General features: G+C 66.8%; 20 protein-coding genes. 2 read left to right on the forward strand and 18 right to left on the reverse strand.

Annotation, left to right across the window (positions count from 1 at the left end; translation table 11 throughout):
• Positions 1–87: 87 nt before the first annotated feature.
• Entirely contained in the window at positions 88–645 is a 558-nt protein-coding gene (locus tag ACFQDH_RS02975; protein WP_382398327.1) for a cysteine hydrolase family protein, read from the forward strand.
• Positions 646–707: 62 nt separating this feature from the next.
• Positions 708–2,189: an MFS transporter gene (locus ACFQDH_RS02980; protein ID WP_382398329.1), complete on the forward strand. Its 1,482-nt coding sequence runs from the start codon at positions 708–710 to the stop codon at positions 2,187–2,189.
• A 133-nt stretch (positions 2,190–2,322) separates the two neighbouring features.
• Here ACFQDH_RS02980 and ACFQDH_RS02985 read toward each other — a convergent pair whose 3' ends face one another.
• The 18 genes from ACFQDH_RS02985 to ACFQDH_RS03070 all read right to left on the reverse strand — a co-directional run bounded on the left by ACFQDH_RS02985 (position 2,323) and on the right by ACFQDH_RS03070 (position 20,724).
• Positions 2,323–3,282 (reverse strand): formylglycine-generating enzyme family protein, encoded by a 960-nt coding sequence (locus ACFQDH_RS02985; protein ID WP_382398331.1) that lies wholly within the window; start codon positions 3,280–3,282, stop codon positions 2,323–2,325.
• Complete coding sequence (locus ACFQDH_RS02990) at positions 3,279–4,808, reverse strand: sulfatase-like hydrolase/transferase (RefSeq protein ID WP_382398333.1); 1,530 nt, start codon at positions 4,806–4,808, stop codon at positions 3,279–3,281. Before ACFQDH_RS02990 ends, ACFQDH_RS02985 begins: the two co-directional genes overlap by 4 nt.
• A complete protein-coding gene (locus ACFQDH_RS02995; RefSeq protein ID WP_382398335.1) occupies positions 4,808–5,824 on the reverse strand; it encodes an aliphatic sulfonate ABC transporter substrate-binding protein in 1,017 nt (338 codons plus the stop codon). The genes ACFQDH_RS02990 and ACFQDH_RS02995 overlap by 1 nt, the downstream gene beginning before the upstream one ends.
• Positions 5,821–6,630, reverse strand: coding sequence for an ABC transporter ATP-binding protein (locus ACFQDH_RS03000; RefSeq protein WP_382398337.1), 810 nt, complete (start codon positions 6,628–6,630; stop codon positions 5,821–5,823). Before ACFQDH_RS03000 ends, ACFQDH_RS02995 begins: the two co-directional genes overlap by 4 nt.
• Positions 6,627–7,457: an ABC transporter permease gene (locus ACFQDH_RS03005; protein ID WP_382398339.1), complete on the reverse strand. Its 831-nt coding sequence runs from the start codon at positions 7,455–7,457 to the stop codon at positions 6,627–6,629. The genes ACFQDH_RS03000 and ACFQDH_RS03005 overlap by 4 nt, the downstream gene beginning before the upstream one ends.
• On the reverse strand, positions 7,454–10,234 hold the full coding sequence (locus ACFQDH_RS03010; protein WP_382398341.1) for a DUF4838 domain-containing protein: 2,781 nt from the start codon (positions 10,232–10,234) through the stop codon (positions 7,454–7,456). Before ACFQDH_RS03010 ends, ACFQDH_RS03005 begins: the two co-directional genes overlap by 4 nt.
• A 29-nt stretch (positions 10,235–10,263) precedes the next feature.
• The gene (locus ACFQDH_RS03015) at positions 10,264–11,487 is read right to left on the reverse strand and encodes an ROK family transcriptional regulator (RefSeq protein WP_382398343.1); all 1,224 of its coding nucleotides are present in this window, start codon (positions 11,485–11,487) and stop codon (positions 10,264–10,266) included.
• Positions 11,488–11,575: 88 nt separating this feature from the next.
• Positions 11,576–12,871, reverse strand: coding sequence for a chloride channel protein (locus tag ACFQDH_RS03020; protein ID WP_382398345.1), 1,296 nt, complete (start codon positions 12,869–12,871; stop codon positions 11,576–11,578).
• Positions 12,872–13,002: 131 nt separating this feature from the next.
• A complete protein-coding gene (locus ACFQDH_RS03025) occupies positions 13,003–13,995 on the reverse strand; it encodes an amidohydrolase family protein (RefSeq protein ID WP_382398347.1) in 993 nt (330 codons plus the stop codon).
• A gap of 32 nt (positions 13,996–14,027) precedes the next feature.
• Positions 14,028–14,555, reverse strand: coding sequence for a 3-hydroxyanthranilate 3,4-dioxygenase (locus tag ACFQDH_RS03030; protein ID WP_382398349.1), 528 nt, complete (start codon positions 14,553–14,555; stop codon positions 14,028–14,030).
• Complete coding sequence (locus ACFQDH_RS03035) at positions 14,552–14,980, reverse strand: RidA family protein (protein WP_382398351.1); 429 nt, start codon at positions 14,978–14,980, stop codon at positions 14,552–14,554. The genes ACFQDH_RS03030 and ACFQDH_RS03035 overlap by 4 nt, the downstream gene beginning before the upstream one ends.
• The gene (locus ACFQDH_RS03040; RefSeq protein WP_382398353.1) at positions 14,973–15,767 is read right to left on the reverse strand and encodes a 2-keto-4-pentenoate hydratase; all 795 of its coding nucleotides are present in this window, start codon (positions 15,765–15,767) and stop codon (positions 14,973–14,975) included. Before ACFQDH_RS03040 ends, ACFQDH_RS03035 begins: the two co-directional genes overlap by 8 nt.
• Positions 15,764–17,227 (reverse strand): 2-hydroxymuconic semialdehyde dehydrogenase, encoded by a 1,464-nt coding sequence (locus ACFQDH_RS03045; RefSeq protein WP_382398355.1) that lies wholly within the window; start codon positions 17,225–17,227, stop codon positions 15,764–15,766. The genes ACFQDH_RS03040 and ACFQDH_RS03045 overlap by 4 nt, the downstream gene beginning before the upstream one ends.
• A gap of 121 nt (positions 17,228–17,348) precedes the next feature.
• Positions 17,349–18,182, reverse strand: coding sequence for an ABC transporter ATP-binding protein (locus tag ACFQDH_RS03050; RefSeq protein WP_382398357.1), 834 nt, complete (start codon positions 18,180–18,182; stop codon positions 17,349–17,351).
• Positions 18,182–18,595, reverse strand: a complete 414-nt coding sequence (locus ACFQDH_RS03055; RefSeq protein ID WP_382398359.1) for an ABC transporter permease — start codon at positions 18,593–18,595, stop codon at positions 18,182–18,184. The genes ACFQDH_RS03050 and ACFQDH_RS03055 overlap by 1 nt, the downstream gene beginning before the upstream one ends.
• Entirely contained in the window at positions 18,481–18,933 is a 453-nt protein-coding gene (locus ACFQDH_RS03060; protein ID WP_382404940.1) for a hypothetical protein, read from the reverse strand. The genes ACFQDH_RS03055 and ACFQDH_RS03060 overlap by 115 nt, the downstream gene beginning before the upstream one ends.
• A gap of 1 nt (position 18,934) precedes the next feature.
• The gene (locus ACFQDH_RS03065) at positions 18,935–19,717 is read right to left on the reverse strand and encodes an ABC transporter permease (protein ID WP_382398361.1); all 783 of its coding nucleotides are present in this window, start codon (positions 19,715–19,717) and stop codon (positions 18,935–18,937) included.
• Positions 19,714–20,724: an ABC transporter substrate-binding protein gene (locus tag ACFQDH_RS03070; RefSeq protein ID WP_382398363.1), complete on the reverse strand. Its 1,011-nt coding sequence runs from the start codon at positions 20,722–20,724 to the stop codon at positions 19,714–19,716. Before ACFQDH_RS03070 ends, ACFQDH_RS03065 begins: the two co-directional genes overlap by 4 nt.
• Between the last annotated feature and the right edge of the window lies 1 nt (position 20,725).

Genomic DNA, 20,725 nt, shown 5'->3' on the forward strand with positions numbered 1-20,725 from the left:
TCGACGTGCCGGACCGGCAACCTCGTCCACAGCCGCAGCACACCTGTGCTCGCTCACTCACACCAACGCTTAGGAGAAGGAACCTCGATGGACACCCCTATCGATCCCACGGCCGCCCTGATCGTCGTCGACATGCAAAAGGGCATCTTGCGCATGCCACCTGCCGAGGCTGTCGCACCATTGGTCGACGCCAATGCCCGCCTCGCGGGCGCGTTCCACGCGGCGGACAAGCCGGTCGCGTGGGTCAACGCCACCGGCCTGCCCCGTGGCAGGGTGGCCCGCCCCATCCCGGAACCGGCCGAGCTGCCAGCCGATTTCACCGATTTGCACGACGGTATGCCGGCTGAGGACCGCGACATCCGCGTTTCCAAGCCACTCACGTGGAGCGCATTCGCGGGCACTGATCTGGCCGACCAATTGCGCGCACGTGGCATCACCCAGGTCGTCGTCACCGGCATCGCCACCGGCGCCGGCGTCGAGAGCACCGCACGCAGCGCCTATGACGAGGGCTTCGATGTGGTGGTGGTTTCCGACGCCGTGTTGGATGGCAACCCGACCCGTCACCGGAACACCCTTGAGGAAGCAATACCCAGCATCGGCCACGTCGTCACCAGCGGCGAGGTCGTCGCGGCGCTCAGCAACTGACCGGGGAGCCGCCACGAGCACGCCACGCCTTCGCACCGATCCCACCGTCTGATCCCGAGCCCATGAGCAGCAGATCCTCCGCTCCGACGCGCACCGGCGACAGCCGTCTGGGACTCGGCTTCATGACAGCTCTCGTCGTCGCGTCCATCCTCAACCCGCTCAACACCTCCAGTCTCGCCACTGCGTTGACGTCCATCACCACGGACATGCACGCCACGGCCGGCCAAGGCGCACTGCTGGTAGCTGCCGTCTACATCACGTCCGCAGTCGCGCAACCCGTGATGGGCACCCTGTCCACGCGGCTCGGCGCTTGGCGCGTGCTGGTCGTGGGCCTGCTGATGGTGGTCGCCGCCGGCCTGGTCGGCGGCTTCGCCACATCCATCACCGCTTTGATGGCATCCCGTGTGCTCATCGGCATCGGCACGTCGAGCGCCGTACCGTCCGCCATGGTTCTGCTGCGCCACCGTGCCGAGCAGCGCGGCATCGCCGCTCCCACCAAGGAGCTGGCCATCCTCACCGCGGCCGGCAACGTGATGGCAGCCGCCGGCCTTCCCGTCGGGGGCCTGCTCGTCCAAGTCTTCGGATGGCGATCAGTCTTCTTTATCAATGCTCCGGTGGCGATCGTCGCCGTCGTCATGGCTTTCACCTGGTTACCGCGCTCGCGCTCCGCGGGCGGCAAACGACCGCAGCCCACGCGCCTGGACGGCCAGGGCGTCGTCTTGTTCACTGCCACCATCGTCGCACTCGCGGTGTTCTTGCAGGACGTGACGAATCCGGTCTGGTGGGTCCTCGGTCTCGCCGTGGTGCTCGGCGTGGCACTGAGCGCCTGGGAACTGCGTGCCGGACGCCGAGGTGGGCGCCAGCCGTTCATCGATGTCCACCTCATCGCCTCGTCCGCGCCACTGCGCGCCATTTACCTGCGTACGTTCGTGCTGTCGCTGTCGGTGTACTCCACGCTGTACGGCCTGGCGCAGTGGCTCGGTGTGGTGCACGGCATGAGCAGTTCGGCTGTCGGCATCCTGATGCTTCCCCAGTCGATTCTCGCGGCATTTGCCGCCTTCTGGGCCGGACGCCAGCCGCTGGTCCGCCGCTTCGTGCTGGCAGCCGGGTACCTGTTGATGATCGCGGCCCTCACCCTGGCCGGTGCCGGCCTGGCCGGCTCGATCGCTCTGGCGATCGCGACGACCGTTGCCATGGGCCTGGCGTTCGGGGTCGGCATGGTCGGCAACCAGTCTGCGCTCTACCTCGCCAGCACAACCGAGCAGTTCGGCGTCGCCTCGGGGCTGCTGCGCACCTCGTCCTACGTCGGTGGTTTCGTCGCGATGGCGATCATGGGTCTGATCTATGCGAGCGGCGTCACCGACGCGGCGCTGGCCGGCTTCGCCGTCGTGTTCCTCATTTCCGGCATCGCCACGGTGCTTCTGGGTTGGCGTCACGTCCCGATCGGGACCGAACCGGACAGTGACCCCGGCGAGATCACGAGCTCCGGCTGCCATGACCACATGGGAATGACCATGGACGAGAGTGGCACTGGTCGTCGGTGATAAGCGCGGACAGAGTCGAGGCCGCGCCCCATTCGTCGCACTTCTTGAGGACGAAGGCGATCTCGGCCTCACCCTTCGGCTGCCCCTGCCGTTCGAGGCCGGCCAGCACCTGCGCACGGGACGGCCCGGCCGTTCAGCGGGTCGCAGGGGAGGCCACCCGGAAACCGGTGTGTCCTGTCGAGGAGTTCGGTGCGTTGTGGGTCCGGCCGGCCACTCGGTAGCGGTTGCAGTAGGAGTCGTGGCACAGGTGCGAGCCCCCGCGCAGGACGTGGTCGGTGCCCACCGATGGTCCAACCGGATCGTGACGAGTCGCCGGGGAGTCGGTCGCGTGCCAGTCCGCGGACCAGCGGTCAGCGGTCCATTCCCAGACGTTGCCGCTACATTCGTAGAGCCCGAAACCGTTGGGTGGGAACGACCGCACCGGAGCGGTGCCGACGAAGCCGTCTGCCGCGGTGTTGTGCTCGGGAAAGCTGCCGCGCCAGATGTTCGCCATGAATCGGCCGTGGGGCATCAGTTCGTCGCCCCAGGGGAATCGCGCCGAATCGAGGCCGCCCCGGGCCGCGCGCTCCCATTCGGCTTCCGTGGGCAGCCGGGTGCCCGACCAGGTGGCGTAAGCGAGCGCGTCGTTCCACGACACGTGGACCACGGGATGATCCGGCCGGTCCTCGATCCCGGAGCCGGGCCCGAACGGCGCCGACCAACGGGCGCCGCGCACACCCCGCCACCAGGAAGCGCCGGGCACGCGGGCGTCGATGACGGCGTCCCGTGCCACCGGATGGATGAAGTCAGCGAAGACGAAGGACCAGCCGAATCGCTCTGCGTCCGTGACGTATTCGGTCGCTGACACGAATGCACCGAACTGCTGGTTCGTCACCGTCACGGCCGCGATCCGGTATGCCGACACCTCGACCGAACGGACCGGGCCCTCTCCGTCGGCCGCGAACGCATCGGAGTCGTCGCCGCCCATCCGGAACGCGCCGGACGGTATCGACACCCACTCGGTCACCGGGTCGCGGCGCGCTGCCGCGGCACGGACCGGCGTGCTCTCGGGTGCCGCCGGCTCGCCGCGCGACGGCTGACAGCACGAGCTCATGTCGTGGCGGCGCCAGGTGCGACGGCGTCCGCCACGCCGTCGACGTCGGGTGCCCGCTCCTCGCCGACGTGGGTCATGTACGTCATCCAGGTGTATGCCGGGTCGCCGCGATCCACGAGCTCGGCATACAGGCGAAGCTCGAGGTCGTCACGGACCGCGCGGTATGACGGCACGGTGTACAGATTGTGCAGCTCGTAGGGATCGAGCTCGAGATCGTAGAGTTCGTGCACGCTCTCGGGGTTGTAGACCAGCTTGTAACGGTCGTCCCGCAACATGCGCTGGGAGTGCGGGAAGTGATGGCCGTGGAACTCCGCGACGATCTGCTCCCGCCAGGCCGGGTCGATCTCGTCGGGCGCGGCACCGGCGAGCAGCGGAGTCAGGCTACGACCGTCGTGCGCCTCGACCGGCTCAGCGCCGGCGAGGTCGAGAATTGTCGGCGCGATGTCCACCAGAGAGGCGAATTCGCTTCGGCGCTGGGCGGGTCGGCCCGGCACACAGACCAGGCCGGGGATGCGGTAGATGTCCTCGTACATCGCCGGTCCCTTGTCGTTCAACCGGTGCGCACCGGTGAACTCCCCGTGGTCGGCGGTGAACATGATCGCGGTGCGCTGATCGAGTCCGAGCCGCTCCAGCTCGTCGAGCAGCAGGCCGACGCAGTCGTCGATGAGCGTCACGTAGCCCCAGTAGACCGCGATCAGCTTGCGCCACTCGTCGGTGTCGAAACTGTCCGCCGACCAGTACTCGCTGTAGTGCCGCTGCACGGGCGGCTTGCCGTCGAAGGTCTCCGCCATCGACCCGGGCAGCTCCACCAGCGCCGGGTCGTACATGTCGTAGTACTCGTCCGGGATGAGGTAGGGCAGGTGCGGCCCGAACCAGCTGCAGGTCAGCCAGAACGGCGCCGGCACCGAGCCGTCGTCGGCACCGCCCGATGCGTATCCGCGCAACAGCTCCAGGGCCTGCTCGGTGATGAACCGCTCCATGGTCGCCTCGGCCGGCTGCTGCAGCCGGCCGGCGATCAGGTGTCCCCGACCGCTGCCGTTCTCGGCCCGTCCGTAGATCGGGTCCTTGACCGCGAACAGCGGAAAATCGTTGTCCACCAACCATTTCTCGTATAACGGATGCGTGAACGGGTTGAGCGCGCCGGGCAGGTGCTCCCCGTCGATGCCGTAGAACTCCGGACCACGATCACGCCCGATGTGCCACTTCCCCGCATGCCCCATGCGGTAGCCCGCGCGCCGGAGCGGCTCCGACAGGACCGTCAGGTTCTCAGGCACCTCGGCCTGCGCACCGCCGGCGCGTTCCGGGTTCACGAACAAGCCGTGCCGGAACGGATGGACACCGGTGAAGAGCGACGCACGAGCGGGCGTGCAGATCGCCGTCGGAGTGTAGAAGCGGTCGAAACACGTTCCGTTCGAAGCGATCCGGTCCAGGTTCGGCGCACGCACCACGGAGTTGCCGTAGCAGGGAAGGGTGTCCGTGCGGTGCTGGTCCGTCATCAGGAACAGCACATTGAGCGGGTCGGCCATCAGCGAGCAGCCGCCTCATACAGGTCGGCGGTGTAGTAGTCCTTGGCCTTCAGCGGCGACTTGACCTTGCCCATCTGCACGAATGCCGTCGACAGACCGTCGAGCCACGTCTCGACCGTGCCGTTCTTGCTGTCCTCGACCAGCTTCGACGACGGCAGCAACTTGACGTAGTCGGTCGCCGTGCTGAGGTTCTCCTGCGGCACCTTGAGGTACTTCGCGTCGATCTGCTCAGCCTCCTTCGGGTGCTTCACGATCCAGTCGTTGGCCTGCTGCACCACCCGCAGGAACTTCTTCACCGTCGCGGAATGCTTGTCGACATACGAGTTGCTGGCGACGAACACGTTCGGGAAGGTCTGCTGCGGGTAGTAGTTCTTGTCGCTGGCGAGATCGACGAAGTTGGGGACCTTCTTCTTGATCGTGTCCAGCAGCGGGTACCACGTCGCGGCGGCGTCGACCGAACCCGACGAGAACGCGGTGACGACCGTGCTCGGGTCCATGTTCACCACGTTGACGTCCTTCGGCGACAGCCCGGCCTTCTTCAGCGCGAGCTGGAAGATCATGTCGCCGGAAGTGCCCTGCGGGACCGCGACCTTCTTGCCCTTGAGGTCGGCGACCGACGTGATCGCCTTGCCCGGGCGGGCGATGAGGTGGTCGGCCAGACCGAGCTGGTTGATGCCGATGACCTTGGCCTTGCCCGACTGCGGCAGCCAAAGCGCTCCCGGCCCGATGTAACCGACGTCGAGGTCACCGGAGCCGAACGCCTGGATCTGCAGCGGGCCGTTCGTGAAGACCTTCAGGTCGGGGTCCAGGCCCTCCTTGGCGAAGAGGCCCTGCTTCTGGGCCACGGCGAACGCGGCGGACCCGCTGAAGTCGGCGGTGTAACCGATCTTGATCTTGGTGGCACCCGATCCCGTGCCGGCTCCGCCGCTCGATCCGCAGGCGGCGAGCGACGACCCGACGGCCACGACGGCTGCCACGACCGAAATGAGTGCGGTTGCCCTGCGAACGTTCTTCATGCGGTGTGACCCTTCGTGAGTGCCTCGCTCGGAGGCTGGTGGTAGACGGCGCGCCATACTTCGCCGCGTAGTTGAGCGAATTCCGGGGAGAGCCGGACCTCTTCGGTGCGTGGGTAGGGCAGGTCGACATCGATCACCTGGACGATGCGCCCGGGCTCCTTGGCCATGACCACGACCCGGCGGGCCAGGTAGACCGCCTCGTCCACGTCGTGGGTGATGAACATGACGGTCCGACGGTCGGCGGACCAGGTGCGGAGCAGCTGGTCCTGCAAGCTGACCCGGGTCAACGCGTCCAGTGCGCCGAAAGGCTCGTCCATCAACAGGATCGACGGGTCGACGGCATACGCACGGGCGATCGCGCAGCGCTGCTTCATGCCGCCGGAGAGCGTCTTCGGGTAGGCGTCGATGAAGCCGGTGAGGCCGACGAGCTCGATGAAGTGCTCGGCGCGCTCGCGTCGCTCGGCCCGCGACATCTTCTGCAGGCTGAGCCCGAACTCGACGTTCTTGCGGACAGTCAGCCACGGAAAGAGCGCGTACTGCTGGAAGATGACGCCGCGGTGGGGGCTCGGACCGTCGACCGGGGTGCCGTCGACCGTGACCGTGCCGGACGAGGCGGTCTCCAGGCCGGCGCAGATGTTCATCAGCGTGCTCTTCCCGCAGCCGGACGGGCCGACCACGGTCACGAACTCGCCGTCGGCGATGGCAAGGTCGACGCCGCCGAGCGCCTCGAACGTCCCGCGGCCGACGTCGTAGACCCGACGGACGTTCTGGAAGGAGATCTTCGCCTGCTCCTGTATGTCGGTCATCCGGCGCGCCTTTCCTGCCAGCGGGTCAGTCGTTTCTCGGCGAGCAGGATCAGCCGGTCCATGACCAGTCCGATGAGTCCGATCGCCACCAGGTCCACGAAGATCGTGGGGAGGTCGTAGAACTGCTGCGCCTGCTGCATGCGATAGCCGAGGCCGGCCTGCGCCGCGATCAGCTCGGCAGCGACGACGGTCGCCCACGACGCACCCAGACCGATGCGCATGCCGACCAGGATGAACGGCGTCGATGCCGGCACGACCACCCGGACGAACACCGTGAAGTCCCTGGCGCCGAGCACCCGAGCGGCGTTGATCAAGGTCCGGTCGACGGACAGCACTCCTTGCAGGGTCGCCACGACAGCGGAGAGGAACGCCGCGAGGAAGATGATGAAGATCTTCGGCGTCTCCCCGATGCCCATCAGCACGATGGTCAACGGGATGATCGCGAGCGGCGGCACCATCCGGAAGAACTGCAGGTACGGGTCGAAGATCGTGCGGATCGTGGGATACCAGCCGAGCACGAAGCCGCACGGGATCGCGAGCAGCGAACCGAGCGCGAAGCCGATGAGCACCCGCTTCAGGCTGGCCCAGGCGTCGGTGAAGAGGACGCCAGTCTTGGCCATCTCGCCCGCCCGGCCCAGCACCGCGAGCGGGCTCGGGAAGCCGTTGAGCCCGGCCCGCCACAGCGCGATCCAGACGGCCAGGCCGATCAGTGCCGAGAGCAGACCGAGGGCCAGCCGACGCGCGATCCGCGCGGATCCGTTTGCGCCTCGTTGTTTCGGGGCTACTTGGGTCGGGGTCGCTACGGGCGAGGTCACGGTGTCCGTCATGCGCCGGTCTCCGTCCCGAGGGCGAAGACGTGCATGGCGGCTGTGCCGCCGGTCGGGTGATCAGAGACCCGCGGCAGCGTGATCGACGCGACGTCCTTTCCGGCGTCGAGGCTGATCGTCGCCGCGAACAGTCGGGTGGTCCGGGTGGACCGTTGCCCGCCGAGGTTGCGATAGGTCATCGTGGCGGCGACGTCCGCCGTTGAGGGCGGCGTGGGATAGCCCCAGTCCGGGGCGACGACCGTGTATGACGAGCTGCTGCCGTCGGTGTAGTTGACCGTCCCGGTCGCCTTCGGACCGTCCTTGCTGTAGCTGCCCGTAATGAGCAGCCCCATCAGCCGGCCCTTCGTGGCGACCGCGATCGTCTGGCCGTAGGCCAGCACGTTGTCCGCGACACCGGCGGCGTCGACCGGCCACTGGTAGCTGATGCCGCCGTGCTGGAACGTCGCACCACCGACGAGTCCAACCACCGCCAGTGCCTCGAGCGACAGGGTCGAGCCGTCACCGTCGAGGCCGCCGCCCAGACCCGAAGGCTGGGTGCCGTCGTGAGTGATGCCCACATTGTCGTAGGCGTCGGCCAGCGTGCCGTAGGGCTTGCGGATCGTCGTGGTGTTGGACGCGATCGCGCTGCCGCCGTCCACCACGAACTCCAGGTCGATGTCGAGGTCGCCGCCGGATGCGGGGTCGAGGTCGAGTGTCACGGTCGTCTCGTCGGATGCCGCGCCCCGCACGTTGAGCGTGCCGGTGGTCTTGGCAGCGTGGACGCCGCTGGGGAGCTTCAGGGTCCAGGTCACGGTGTGATCGGCGTAGTCGACCGGCTGGGCGACGATCTTCACCGCGACGCTGCTACCCGAGCTCGCGTCGATCTCCCAGTCGGGTAGGTAGCACCAGGCCGGGGAGCGATACTCAGTGGCGATCTGGGCGCGGGTCACCGAGTGGCCGTAAGTGTCTGCAACGTATGACGATTCGAGCTGGACACCGCTGAAGCGGAGCAGCTCGGTCAACCGCCGGTAGTCATCGAGTGCCTTGGTGGTCGCGGTCGCGTCACCGGCCTGCCGCGCGGCAGTCATCCCGATGTCGGCGAGCGCGAGCGTGCACCCGGACGTCAGTCGCTCGAGGGAGAGCGCGGCAGGATGCGACGCTCCGACCGCGGCGCGCGCCCGCTTCGTGTCGCGTTGCGCGGCCTGATACCTGGCGAGGAATGCGGCGCCTCCCCCGGTGCGGCCAACGCCGTCCTGGGCGACGCCCGTCTGTGTGAAATAGTCGCTCATAGCGGCGGCGCCCTTCCCGAAGCGGGCGGCCGTGTAGTCGTCGAGGAAGGACTTCGCCGACAGCTGCGAGTCCCACGCGCTGCGACCGGTGAAGAGGTGGAGTGCCTCGAACTGCAGCCAGTTTCCCGGCTCCCCGTAACTCTCGACACCGGTGAGCGAAAGTCGTTGGTAGGCAAGCGCATCCGCTGCGAGCACGGCGAACGGGCTGCCGACCTCGCGCCACCGGTAGCGACGGGAGTAGTCGTAGATCGCCAGGTCACCGGAGTGGGCCGCGCGCCACTGGGTGAGGACGTCGTAGTACGACGCGTTCGTGGCGCTCGACGAGTCGTCGATCGCCGCGTCGTAGGAGCGCCCATACGCCGCGAAGTCGATCAGCACGCTCGGGTCGAACACGTGGCCGGCGGTGGGCACGTCGAGACCGACGGCATACGCGATGCGTTCCACCTGCACCTGGAGGCCTGCGGACTGCAGCGCAGCCACCAGCGAGTTGACCACCTCGACCTCGGCGTTGGTGACGCTGCCGAAGTTGGCGATCGTCGCCGGGCTCCAGGTGGCGCCGTCCGGGGGCCAGCAGTCGAACGTCGTGATCTCGGGTCGCTCGCGCAGGTAGGCCACGACCTTGTCGACATACGTCGCCAGTGCCTCGGCGTTCTCGACGTCGAAGACGTTGTATCCGGCGGCGTAGTAATGCGGATAGTCGTCCGGCGAGAGGAACGAGTTGTAGCCGTGGCCGCCGAGCTCGAGATCGAGGCCGCGCTTGGCGAGCTCGGGCCGGACTACCGTGCGGAAGTCGTCATACACGGTGACACCGGCGCCGTAGTAGTCGTAGGGGAAGACCAGGGTGTTGAAGCGCGCCTTGGCCATCCAGTCGACGAGCGCAGCGACGTCGCCGTCGTTGATGCTCCAGCCCTCTTCGATGTCCTTGCGCCGCAAGGAGAATGACGGGCTGCTCAAGGTCGCTGCCTGTGCCGGTAGGTTGATGGTCGAATGCTTCGGCACGACCTCGCTGGTGCCCTGATAGTAGGCGAAGCTCGGGGCGAAGAAGCCGACGCCGAGTTGCTCCAGTGCGGCGTAGGCGGCATACAGCACGGCGCGGCCGGTGCGGCCGGTCAGCACCAGACGGGACGGCAACACCTCGGTGACGAAGGAATCCACGGGTGCCGGCGCCAGCAGCGTGTTGTGCCGCGTGACCCAGTCCGAGGGCATCGTGCCGAACGACGGATTGCCGACCCCGGCGGCGAAGCCGGCGGCGGCCGCGCCGACGGGTGCCTTCACCTGCCGAACGGCGAGGCGTGCTCCGCTCATGCGGTGCACGTAGTCGGCGAACTCCTGCACGGCGAAGCCGGTGACCCGATCTCCCCACCACACGACGGTCGCTTTGGGACGGCCCCGGTCGACAAGTGTCAGCTGCGAACCTTGCGCGACGGCACTCGCCACGGGCATCGAACCGCACATGGCTGCGGCCAACGCGCCGGCGGTGAGCACTGTGCGGCGGGTGGGGTGCGTCATGGAGACCTCCGGGGTGTCGACCGCGCGATTTAATCTGAAACGAGACAATAGGGCCGGCGTGCGTCTCCCGCAAGACCTTTCGGGGACAGAAACGGTTGTCTGCGGTCAGGCCTGGGCCAGGCTCCCCAGTGGCGCATCACGTGCGCGACCGCTCCGAGCGCCGCGTCGTTGACGCCGAGCTCGGCTGGCACCACCTCGACGGCCCGCAGCAGTCGGGGCATCGACCGCCGGCCGATCTGCGCCTCGATCACCTCCAGCACCGGTCGGCCGAGCTGACCGAGCTCGCCGCCGATGATCACCCGCGCCGGATCCAATTGCGATACGGCGCCCGCCAACGCGAAGCCGATCCGCTCCGCCGCCTCCAGCACGACGTCGTATGCGACCGTCATCCGCGCCTTGGCCGAATCAACAAGAGCATCAACGTTTTCCAGCTTCATGCCGCGCTCGGCGCATTGATCCAGGAGACGACTTGCTCCGACATACGTCTCGAGACAGCCGGTGCCCCCGCAGGTGCACTCGGGTCCGGCCGGGTCGACGCAGACGTGCCCGATCTCGCCGGCGAACCCGTGGGAACCCTGCACCACGTGGCCGCCGAGCATGTAACCGCCACCGACGCCAACCGACCAGCGGACGTACAGCTGGTCGGAGACCCCGCGCCCAGCGCCCCACGTCGCCTCCGCGAGCGCGGCGAACGTGGTGTTGTTGCCGACCATCACCGGCACCCCGAAAGTCGTTCCCAAGCCCTCGATCAGCGCGTCGAGGTCGTCCGCGGCCGATCCGTGGATGCCTGGCAGCCCGTAGACACCTACACCGATGGCCTCGAGTGCGGCGGCATCGATGTCGTGTCGGGTGCGCAGCTCGGTCAGCAGATCGTCAATCGCAGTGACGAGAGCCGGCAGCGAACGGTCCGGCGGCACACCCGTCTTGCCGGCTGCGATGATCTGGTGCGCAACGTTCGCAATGACCACTCGCACCGTGTCACGGGCAACGTCGACACCGGCGATCAGGCCCGAGTCTGGGTCGAGGGAAACAGTGGTGCCGGGGCGGCCGCGTCCTCTCGAAGAGCCCGGAATTTCATGGGATTCGACGAGGACGCCGCGTGCGATGAGCTCGGTGACGATGGCGAACACCGAGGAGCGCGGCAGGCCGGTGCGTCGCACGATCTCCGAGCGTCCCAGCGCACCCGCGCGCCGCAACTCTCGCACGATCCGACCCTCGTAGTCGCTGTGCCTGCGTCCCCCAGCTCCTGCCACGGACTCACGGTCGCCGCCTGAGACAAAATAGTCAAGTATCAGACTAATAACTGGAGTGACCTGCAAGGCTGGTACACGGGTGGCTGCATCAGACGTGGGCTGGCGCGGAGAGCCGGGCGGAGTAGATCGAGTAACCGTCAATCCAGCGGGTGATCGCGGTTGCGATGACCGTTGCCACGATCATCGGCACCAGCAACTCGAAGCCACCCTGGGTCAGCTCCAGCATCAGGGCGACACCAGCCAACGGTGCCTGCATCGCTGCGCCGATCATCGCCGCCGCACCGATCAACGCATACGCACCCACCGGCGAACCGGGCCACACGTACCCCCACACGATCCCCAGCACCGCGCCCAGCGCCGCACCCGTGCTCAACACCGGGGTGAACAAGCCACCCGACGCACCGCTGCCCAGGCACGCCACCGTCACCAACGGCTTCAACACCGCCAACGCCACGAACAACCCCAACGACCCACCGCCCACGAACGCGAGCCGAGCCATGTCCGCGCCATTGCCGTACAGCAGCGGCCAGCGCAACGCCAACAGGCCGAGGACCCCGAACGCCAACAGCGGCGCAACCAGCGCCCATCGTCCACTGACCCGGTAGTGCGAAATGACCCCGATCAGCCGCACATAGCCGGCCGCGATCAACCCGACGACCGGGCCGACGATCACCGCCCACACCAACAAACGCGGCGCAAAATCGAACCCCGGAAGTCCGACATACACCGCGTGCTCGGGCAGCCCGACCCACGCCGTCACCGTCGCCACACCGGCACATCCCAGTGCGGGCAACACCACCGGCAGATTGACGGCACCTACGAGCACCTCGGCGGTGAACAACGCCGCGCCCAACGGCACGTTATAGACACACGCGAACCCCGCACCGGCACCACACGCCACCAGCAACCGCAACTGCGCGGGCGTCAGCCGCAACCAACCAGCCAGCACGTTGCCCGACACCGCACCCATTAGCTTCGGCGCGGCTTCTCGCCCGAGCGATGCACCCAGCCCGACCACGATCTCCGACAGCACCGATGTGCCCACACTGCGCCGGAACGACAGCCGCCCCTCGCCGGTCCAGAGCACGTCGTCGACCTCGGACTTGCGACCGGGCGTGAACCGCCGTAACAAGTACCACCCGAGACCGGCGATCACACCACCCAGCAATACCGGCCATAACCGCGACCACGCGTCAGCGGCCGCGACCTTCGCTGCAAAATCCTCGAAGCCCCTGGCACCGAACGCCAGGTACGACGTCAACTGCAGCAGCCACATGAGCAGGTCCCCCAACAATCCGGACACCACACCCGTGATGACGATCGCGAACCAGAACCTTGGCGTCAGTGCGGCATCACCATCGTGGGTGACGTTCGGCTGCATCATCGCCCCACGCCCCGATGGCAACCGCCGTCTCACCAACGGCGGCGGAACCCGCTCCCGGCCACCTGTCACCATCGGCCGCGCTCGGCCGCTCGTCGCAGTTGAACCGTGCAGCTGTTGTTACTCATGTCACCTCACACAGAAGACGTCGTTCGTCCCAGAAAGACTCTCGCATTGCCGGACAGGATCAGACCCCGATCGTGGTGGTCGAGGAAGTCGGCTCGGCGGACGACCTCGCCTGCGGGGCGTTCTCCAAGCGGGTAGGGGTAATCGCTGCCGATCATGACTTGTGTCGGGCCGAGGGTGTCCACCAGGGTGCGCAACGCGGTCGGCTCGAAGACGACGGAGTCGACGCTGAACCTCTTGACGTATGCCGACGGCGGCTTCTCCGAGGTGGCGATCAGGTCGGAGCGTTCGTGCCAGGCGTTCTCGAGCCGGCCGAGCCAGAACGCGAACGAGCCTCCTCCGTGGGCGAAACAGATCCGCAGCGACTCCGGCACTCTATCGAAGACGCCGCCCAGGATCATCGCGATGATTGACAGGTGGGTCTCGGCCGGCATACCGGTCAGCCACCGGGCCATCCAACGGTCCAGTCGTGGCGAGTTCGGCATGTCCCACGGGTGCACGAACACCGGCGCTCCCAAAGATGCAGCGTGCTGCAGAAACGTCACAATGCCTTCGTCGTCCAGGTCTCGCTCACCCACGTGGTTGCCGATCTCTACACCGGCATGGCCGGCCGCCATACAGCGTTCCAATTCACGGCACGCAGCGTCCGGGTCCTGCAACGGCACCTGGCAGAACGGCACCAGCCGCTCGCCGCCTGGAGCACAGATCTCCAGTGCGAGGTCATTCATGATGCGGGCGACCTTCTCAGCCTGGCCCGCCGGCTGGTCGTAGGAGAAGAACACCGGGGTGGGTGAGACGATCTGCGCCTCAACCCCGTCGGCGTCCATGTCGGCCAGTCGGACCTCCGCCCTCCAGCAGTCGTCACCCACTCGGCGAAACTCCGTCTCGCCGATCATGATCATCGCCTCGCGTTCGGACAGCGGCTTGAACCATGGCTGCCCCTCGCCTAGATCGGGCCACCCGTTCGGCACGAAGTGACTGTGTATGTCGATCACGGACATGGCGCTCCTCCCCTTCGTCGAAGTCATACCTCTCAGCCCTTGCCGGGATGCACGGTGCCGCACTGCGGGCAGGTGCGCCCTTCCTGCGAGTTGTAGAAGTCCTGGAAGACGGGAGGCAGGTCCTCGACGATGTCGCGCACCTGCAGCTCCACCTCGTGCACCTTGGCGTTGCACTCCGGACAGAACCACGCGAAGCGCTCCAGCGTCCCCTCCTCGCGGATGCGCTCGATGACGACGCCGATCGACCCGGCCTCCGGGCGCTGCGGGGAGTGGAAGGTGTTGCGCGGCAACATCCACATCTCGCCCTCGCGAATATCGACCCGCTGCGGGCCTTCCTCGGTCATCAGGTCGACATGCATGGAGCCCTTGTACTGGTAGAACCACTCCTCGTACGGATCGAAGTGGAAGTCGGTGCGCTGGTTGGGGCCGCCGACGACCTGCACGATGAAGTCGCCCATCGGCTCCCACATCTGCTTGTTGTTGACCGGTGGCTTGAGTTCGCTCTCGTGTTCCTTGATCCAGTCCTCGAAGTTGAACACGGGCGGGATGACAGTGCTCATGCTGGGTTCTCCTGGTTCGGTCGGTGGGCGATCGCCTGCATCTCGATGAGCAGGTGCGGATGGGGTAGCTGATGAACGGCAACCGTGGTGCGAGTCGGGCCGGCTTCATCGAAGAAGTCGGCGTAGACCTCGTTGTAGCCGCCGAAGTCGTTCATGTTGACGAGGTAGGTGGTGACCTGCACGAGGTCCTCCAGGCGCGCACCGACGGCAGCGAGGATGTCGCGGATGTTCTCGATGACCGCTCGCGTCTGCGCCCGTATGTCGAGATCGGTGACCCCCAGGGGGTCGACCTCGACCCCCTCGAAGGTGTTGTCCGGGCGCCGGCTGCTGGTGCCGCTGACGAAGATGAGATCACCGACGACCTTGACGTGCGGGAATCTGCCTCGTGGCGTGGCTTTGCCTGCAACTACTTGTGATTCAGACATCGGAGCCTCCGTCCACAACGCGCACTGAGACGCTGCCGAGCTCACCGACGTCCGCCCGGACGGTGCCGGGTCGCAGCGGTATGGCAGCCGTGGCGGCGCCGGCCAGCAGCACCGATCCGGCGGCCAGCGGGTGACCGTATTGCGCCGCCATCCGCACGACCGCGGGCAGTGCCTGCCACGGATCACCGAGAATGTCCCGGGTTGAGCCTGAGGCTTCGTCATGGCCGTCCACACTCAGCCGGACCGGCTGTGCGGACAGGTCGAATCGGTCGCGCACCTGCTGCGGCGGAAGCCACTCGCCGATCACGAAGCCGCAGGCGGACGTGTTGTCGGCGACGACGTCCTCGAGGCTGAATTTGAAGTCGCGATAACGGCTGTCGATGATTTCCATTGCGGGTGCGACGCCGTCGACCGCATCGGTCAGGTCGGCTGCCGGCGCGGCCGGGTCGATGTCCCGGCCGAGTCGAAATGCGACCTCGGGTTCGATGCGCGGGTGCACGGCCTTACCGAGGTTGAATGCGCCGCCGTCGCCGACGGCCATGCTGCCGGTCAGGTAACCGATGATGACGTCGGAGACGCCCATCTGCTCCGCCTTGGCCTTGCTGGTGAAGCCGAGTTTCACGCCGACGACGTCGTCGCTGCGCTCACGGCGCAGCTCGACGCCGGCACGCTGGACGGCATACGCCTCATCCAGTGTGAGCGGGGTGCTCGAGCTCAGTTGTGGGATCGCAGAGGCGGCGCGGACAGCGTCGTCCAGCGTGCGGGCAAGCAATCTGATGTCGGTCACAGCGCCACGCACACATTCGTCGGCTCGGTGTAGAAATGCAATGAGTGCACTCCGCCTTCCCGGCCGATGCCGGACAGTCCGACACCACCGAACGGCGATCGCAGGTCACGCAGATACCAGGTGTTGACCCACGCCATACCGACCCGCATCTGCTGCGCAACCCGGTGTCCGCGTTGCAGATTGGTCGTCCAGACTGCCGCCGCGAGACCGTAGTCGGTGTCGTTGGCCAGGGCGACGGCCTCCTCCTCTGTGTCGAAGGGGATCAGTGCGGCGACCGGTCCGAAGACCTCTTCGCGGACGCATCGGTCGGAGTTGTCCAGGCCGGTCCACAGCGTCGGCTCGATCCACGCGCCGTTCGCCAGCTCCGTGCCGAGGTCGGGTATGCCGCCCCCGGTGAGCACCGTCGCACCCTCCTGGACCGCAAGGTCGAAGTAAGACTGCACCTTGGCCCGGTGCTGCTGCGAGATCAGCGGACCGGTGGTGGTGCCGTCGACGTCCGGGCGACCCAGCCGCAGCTCCTTGGCGCGCTGCACGAGTCCGTCGGCGACCTGATCGAAGATCGAGCGCTCGACATACACCCGCTCGGTGCACAGGCAGACCTGACCGGTGTTGAGGAAGATCGATCGGGTCAGCCCGTCCAGGGTCTTGTCCAGGTCGCAGTCGGCGAAGACGACGGCGGCGTTCTTGCCGCCGAGTTCGAACGACACCGGGCGCACATTCGGCGCGACCGCGCGCATGATCGCCGAACCGGTCGCGGACTCACCGGTGAAGGTGACGCCGTCGATCCCGTCATGAGAGGTCAAGAACTCACCGGCAGAGTCCGGACCGAAACCATGGACCACGTTGTAGACGCCGTCGGGGACACCTGCCTCGGCCATCACCTCGGCGAGCAACGTCGCCGTCGACGGCGTCTCCTCCGAGGGCTTGACGACGACCGTGTTGCCGCACGCGAGTGCCGGCGCAACCTTCCACGTGAGCAGGAGCAGCGGCAGGTTCCACGGCACGATCACCGCGACAACTCCGAGAGGCTTGCGCACCGCGTAATTGAGGGCGGTGGCACCGGAAGCGGTCTCGGTCAGGAACGAGTCCAAGCCCTCAGTGGCGACGGTGTCGGCGAACGACCGGAAGTTGGCCGCGGCTCGAGCCACGTCAAGTTCGCGGGCCAGCGCGACCGGCTTGCCGGTGTCGGCGACCTCTGCGGCGACGAAGTCGGCGGCGCGGGCGTCGATGCAGTCGGCGACCCTACGCAGCGCGGCGACGCGTTCACTGACCGGCGCACCACCCCATCCGCCGTTGAGCGCCGCACGTGCCGAGTCGACCGCCTGGTCGACGATTTCTCGGTCCGCTTCGTGCACCGTGGCGACGAGGCTTCCGTCGACCGGGTTGATCTTCTCGAACGTCTTGTCGCTGCTGACGGACTTGCCGCCGACGACGTTGAACAGCTGTGTCGGGTCGCTCATGACGCCGAACCTACGAGCGGACAGCCATACTCGTCCAATGCCGAAATCTGTGAACTGCATACCTCATTGGGCATATCTTTCATCTCTCCTCAAGACCGTGCGAGTGAGCGCGGGTTGTCGGTCAGCCGGCCCTACGGGCTTCCCGGATGCGAGTGAGCACTTCGGCGCGCAGCAATCCGAACTCCGGCAGTGCCTTGGTCGCCACCTGGTCACGCGGACTGGGCAGCGGGACGTCCAGGACCTGGGTCACGGTGGCCGGCGCACCGGACAACACGACCACCCGATCGCCGAGGTAGACGGCCTCATCGATGTCGTGGGTGACGAACACGATGGTCACCCCGAACTCGCGCCGCAGCTCCAGGACCACGTCCTCGAGGTCTGACCTGGTCTGTGCATCCAGCGAGGCGAAGGGTTCATCCATCAGCAGCACCTTGGGCCGGTACGCGAGTGCCCTTGCAATGGCGACCCGTTGCTGCATGCCACCGGAGAGCTGTCGCGGGTATTTGTGGGCGTGCTCCTGCAGGCCCACCGCCGCGAGCATCGCGTCGACGATTTCCTTGCGCTCCCCCTTGCTCATCGACTTCTCGAGCAGCGGGAACTCGACGTTCGCGCCGACACGCAACCAGGGCAGCAGCGATCGGCTGTAGTCCTGGAAGACCACTGCAAGGTCTTCGGGCGGTCCGTGCACGGCCGCACCGTTGATGCGCACCTCGCCACCGGTCGGCTCGAGCAGACCGCACAAACAGCGCAGCAACGTTGTCTTGCCGGCGCCCGAGGGTCCGACGATGCAGGCCAGCTCGCCTTCGGCGACGGCGAGAGTAATGTCGTTCAGGACCCGCTTCGTCTCCTTCTTTGCCACGTACTCCTTGGCGAGGTGGATGACCTCAAGGGCCGGCGTGGGTGACGCCTCTTCTTTCACGACAAGCGTTCCGTTCTCTTGTGTCTTAATGACCATCAGGCGTCATCCCTCCAGGCGAGCAGCCGTCGTTCGACGGTGAAGAAAATTTCGCTCAGCAGGTACCCGAGCACCCCCATCGCGATGGTTCCGGCCCACATCGAGGGCAGGTTGAAGTACTGCTGCGAGGACGAGATGAAGTAGCCGATCCCCGCTGTCGAGGCGAGCATCTCGCTCACCACAACGAGGATGATGGAGAACGCCAACGACGTCTTCACACCGGCCAGGATCAGCGGGCTGGCCGCCGGCAGTAGCACTTTGAAGAGCTTGCGCAGCCGCGAGGTGCGGAAGATCCGCGTCACGTCGAGCACACCGGGATCAATCCCGCGGACCCCGTCGATGGTCGCCAGCAGGGTCGGCCAGACCGAGCCCACCGCAATGACCAGAATGCGCATCCGATCCGTCGGCCCCATCGCGAGAATGAAGAAGGGCAACATCGCCGCAGGGGGATCGACCGGGCGAATTCGATGATCGGCGAGAACGCCGCACCGAGGACGGCGACCCTGCCCAGCAGCACCCCGAGCGCGATCCCGACGACGACGGCCAGGGCAAAACCGCTGAGCAGGTTTATCAAGCTGGGCATCACGTCGCGCCCGAACCCGTCGGGGAGCCAGTCGAACAAGGCGCGAATGATCACCCGTAGCGGCGGGAAGTATGGCGAGGTCGACCGCTCGGAGGCGAACCACCAGGTGACGATCAGCAGTGCCGGCAACGTCGCAAGTTCTGCAACGCGAGTGAACAGACGAGTCATCTCAGTGTCCTTCCGCGTAGCTCGGGTGCCAGGCGAGCAATCGACGCTCACCGGAGCGGAACAAGGCGTTGATCACCATGCCGAGGATCCCCGTCACGCAGATGAGGGCGACCATCAGCGCGGTGTTTCCGGAGACCTGCGACTGGGCGAGCAACTGGCCCAGACCTGGACTGCCCGCGACCAGCTCACACACGACCGCGATGAACAGCGAGATCACCGCCGAGACCCGGACACCACTGACGATGAACGGGGACACCGCCGGTAGCAGGACGCGCCAGAATCGTCGCCACGGATTGATCCGGAAGATCGTGACCGTGTCGAGTGTCTGCTGCTCGATCTGCCCCACGCCGGAGATCGTCTGGGTGAGCATGGGCCAGACGGCCGCGTAGATGGACAGCAGCACCACCATCCGCAGACCGGTGCCCCAGACCAGGACGAACAACGGCAGGAGCATGACCGGCGGGATCGTCCGGAGGAAGTCGATGGTGCTGCGAGTGAATCGCTGGCGAAGGCGGCCGGAGCCGATCAGCAGCCCGAGCGGTATGGCGATCGCGATCGCCCCTGCCAGACCGACCCCCCATTGAACAAGGGTGTCGACGACCGCGTGCCAGAAGATCGTCGTGCGCGCCGCCTCGAACAGCACCTGCGCCGTGACGTGGAACGGCGGCAGGACGTCGTGCCCTAGCGCGTCAGCCCGCCCAAGCACCTCCCACAGCAGCAGGACGACGCCGATCGCAACCGCGGCAGCGGCCACCTGTCGGCCCGTGTCACGACGCCGGGTCATGGCAGGATCTGTTGTGCGGTAACGGATTTCGAGGTGTATCCATACTCCTTGAGCAGCGCCGACAGCTTGGCGATCTGCGCCGGAGTGATATCGGTCGTATAGGGGAAGGTGCTCACCTTGTTGGCGACCTTCGCCGGGATCCCCGTGTAGCCGGGCAGCGCCGCCTTCACCTTGTCGGGGTTTGCCTGCGCGTAGGCCGTTGCCTTCTTGATGCCGCTGACGAAGGTCGACAGCGAACCGCTGTCCTTGGACAACGTCGAGACACTGGTGAAGTAGGCGCCGACCGGCAGACCGGGCATCGGGCTCGTTGCGTACGAGAACAGCGGGGTCAGTTTGTCGTTGCGCGCCTCGGACGTGAATGGCTCGGAGAGCGCGACCGCGTCGACCCGACCGGCCTTCAGTGCGGCGATCATGTCTGCGGAACCCAGGGAGAGGAACTTCACCTTGGACGGGTCGCCGCCCGCCTTCTTCACCGTGATCTTGATGCCGAGGTCCTGGATCGAACCGAGCGCGGTTACCGCGACCGTCTTGCCCTCGAGATCGCTGGCGCTCTTGATCGAGCTCTTCGCGGAGACGAACACGTTGTCGGGGTCGGTAGCAGCGTCATACTTCGCCGGCGTACGGTCCGTGCCCGCGACGATCTTGATCGGTGCGCCCTTGGACACAGCGACCATCAGCGGAATCACCGCAGCGAAGCCCACCTGGCTCTCGCCGTTGACCACGGCCGCGAGGTTCGGCGCGAACCCGGTCGCGACCTTCGTCTCGACGTTGACGTCACCGAACATTTTCTGTTGCTTGCCGAGGTAGACCGCGATCGAGCTCGGGTTGGGGATGGTACCCACATGGACGGTGCCGCCCGAGTTCGCCCCACTGCCAGCGGTGCCCGTGCCGGCGCCGGCGGCGGCGGACGCGCCACCGCCGAGACCGCCGCCGGACGACGAGCATCCCGTCAACGAACCGAACGCGGCGACCACGACGACGGTGGTGATCGCAGTGAGCTTCTTCATG

The organism is Flexivirga alba, from assembly GCF_042661025.1.
Taxonomy (GTDB): domain Bacteria; phylum Actinomycetota; class Actinomycetes; order Actinomycetales; family Dermatophilaceae; genus Flexivirga; species Flexivirga alba.

What these genes read in the sequence shown, in the direction of transcription:
- ACFQDH_RS02975 (WP_382398327.1), top strand. Translation starts at nt 88, where the DNA reads ATGGACACCCCTATCGATCCCACGGCCGCCCTGATCGTCGTCGACATG.
- ACFQDH_RS02980 (WP_382398329.1), top strand. Translation starts at nt 708, where the DNA reads ATGAGCAGCAGATCCTCCGCTCCGACGCGCACCGGCGACAGCCGTCTG.
- ACFQDH_RS02985 (WP_382398331.1), bottom strand. Translation starts at nt 3,282, where the DNA reads ATGAGCTCGTGCTGTCAGCCGTCGCGCGGCGAGCCGGCGGCACCCGAG.
- ACFQDH_RS02990 (WP_382398333.1), bottom strand. Translation starts at nt 4,808, where the DNA reads ATGGCCGACCCGCTCAATGTGCTGTTCCTGATGACGGACCAGCACCGC.
- ACFQDH_RS02995 (WP_382398335.1), bottom strand. Translation starts at nt 5,824, where the DNA reads ATGAAGAACGTTCGCAGGGCAACCGCACTCATTTCGGTCGTGGCAGCC.
- ACFQDH_RS03000 (WP_382398337.1), bottom strand. Translation starts at nt 6,630, where the DNA reads ATGACCGACATACAGGAGCAGGCGAAGATCTCCTTCCAGAACGTCCGT.
- ACFQDH_RS03005 (WP_382398339.1), bottom strand. Translation starts at nt 7,457, where the DNA reads ATGACGGACACCGTGACCTCGCCCGTAGCGACCCCGACCCAAGTAGCC.
- ACFQDH_RS03010 (WP_382398341.1), bottom strand. Translation starts at nt 10,234, where the DNA reads ATGACGCACCCCACCCGCCGCACAGTGCTCACCGCCGGCGCGTTGGCC.
- ACFQDH_RS03020 (WP_382398345.1), bottom strand. Translation starts at nt 12,871, where the DNA reads ATGATGCAGCCGAACGTCACCCACGATGGTGATGCCGCACTGACGCCA.
- ACFQDH_RS03025 (WP_382398347.1), bottom strand. Translation starts at nt 13,995, where the DNA reads ATGTCCGTGATCGACATACACAGTCACTTCGTGCCGAACGGGTGGCCC.
- ACFQDH_RS03030 (WP_382398349.1), bottom strand. Translation starts at nt 14,555, where the DNA reads ATGAGCACTGTCATCCCGCCCGTGTTCAACTTCGAGGACTGGATCAAG.
- ACFQDH_RS03035 (WP_382398351.1), bottom strand. Translation starts at nt 14,980, where the DNA reads ATGTCTGAATCACAAGTAGTTGCAGGCAAAGCCACGCCACGAGGCAGA.
- ACFQDH_RS03045 (WP_382398355.1), bottom strand. Translation starts at nt 17,227, where the DNA reads ATGAGCGACCCGACACAGCTGTTCAACGTCGTCGGCGGCAAGTCCGTC.
- ACFQDH_RS03050 (WP_382398357.1), bottom strand. Translation starts at nt 18,182, where the DNA reads ATGGTCATTAAGACACAAGAGAACGGAACGCTTGTCGTGAAAGAAGAG.
- ACFQDH_RS03055 (WP_382398359.1), bottom strand. Translation starts at nt 18,595, where the DNA reads ATGGGGCCGACGGATCGGATGCGCATTCTGGTCATTGCGGTGGGCTCG.
- ACFQDH_RS03060 (WP_382404940.1), bottom strand. Translation starts at nt 18,933, where the DNA reads ATGACTCGTCTGTTCACTCGCGTTGCAGAACTTGCGACGTTGCCGGCA.
- ACFQDH_RS03065 (WP_382398361.1), bottom strand. Translation starts at nt 19,717, where the DNA reads ATGACCCGGCGTCGTGACACGGGCCGACAGGTGGCCGCTGCCGCGGTT.
- ACFQDH_RS03070 (WP_382398363.1), bottom strand. Translation starts at nt 20,724, where the DNA reads ATGAAGAAGCTCACTGCGATCACCACCGTCGTCGTGGTCGCCGCGTTC.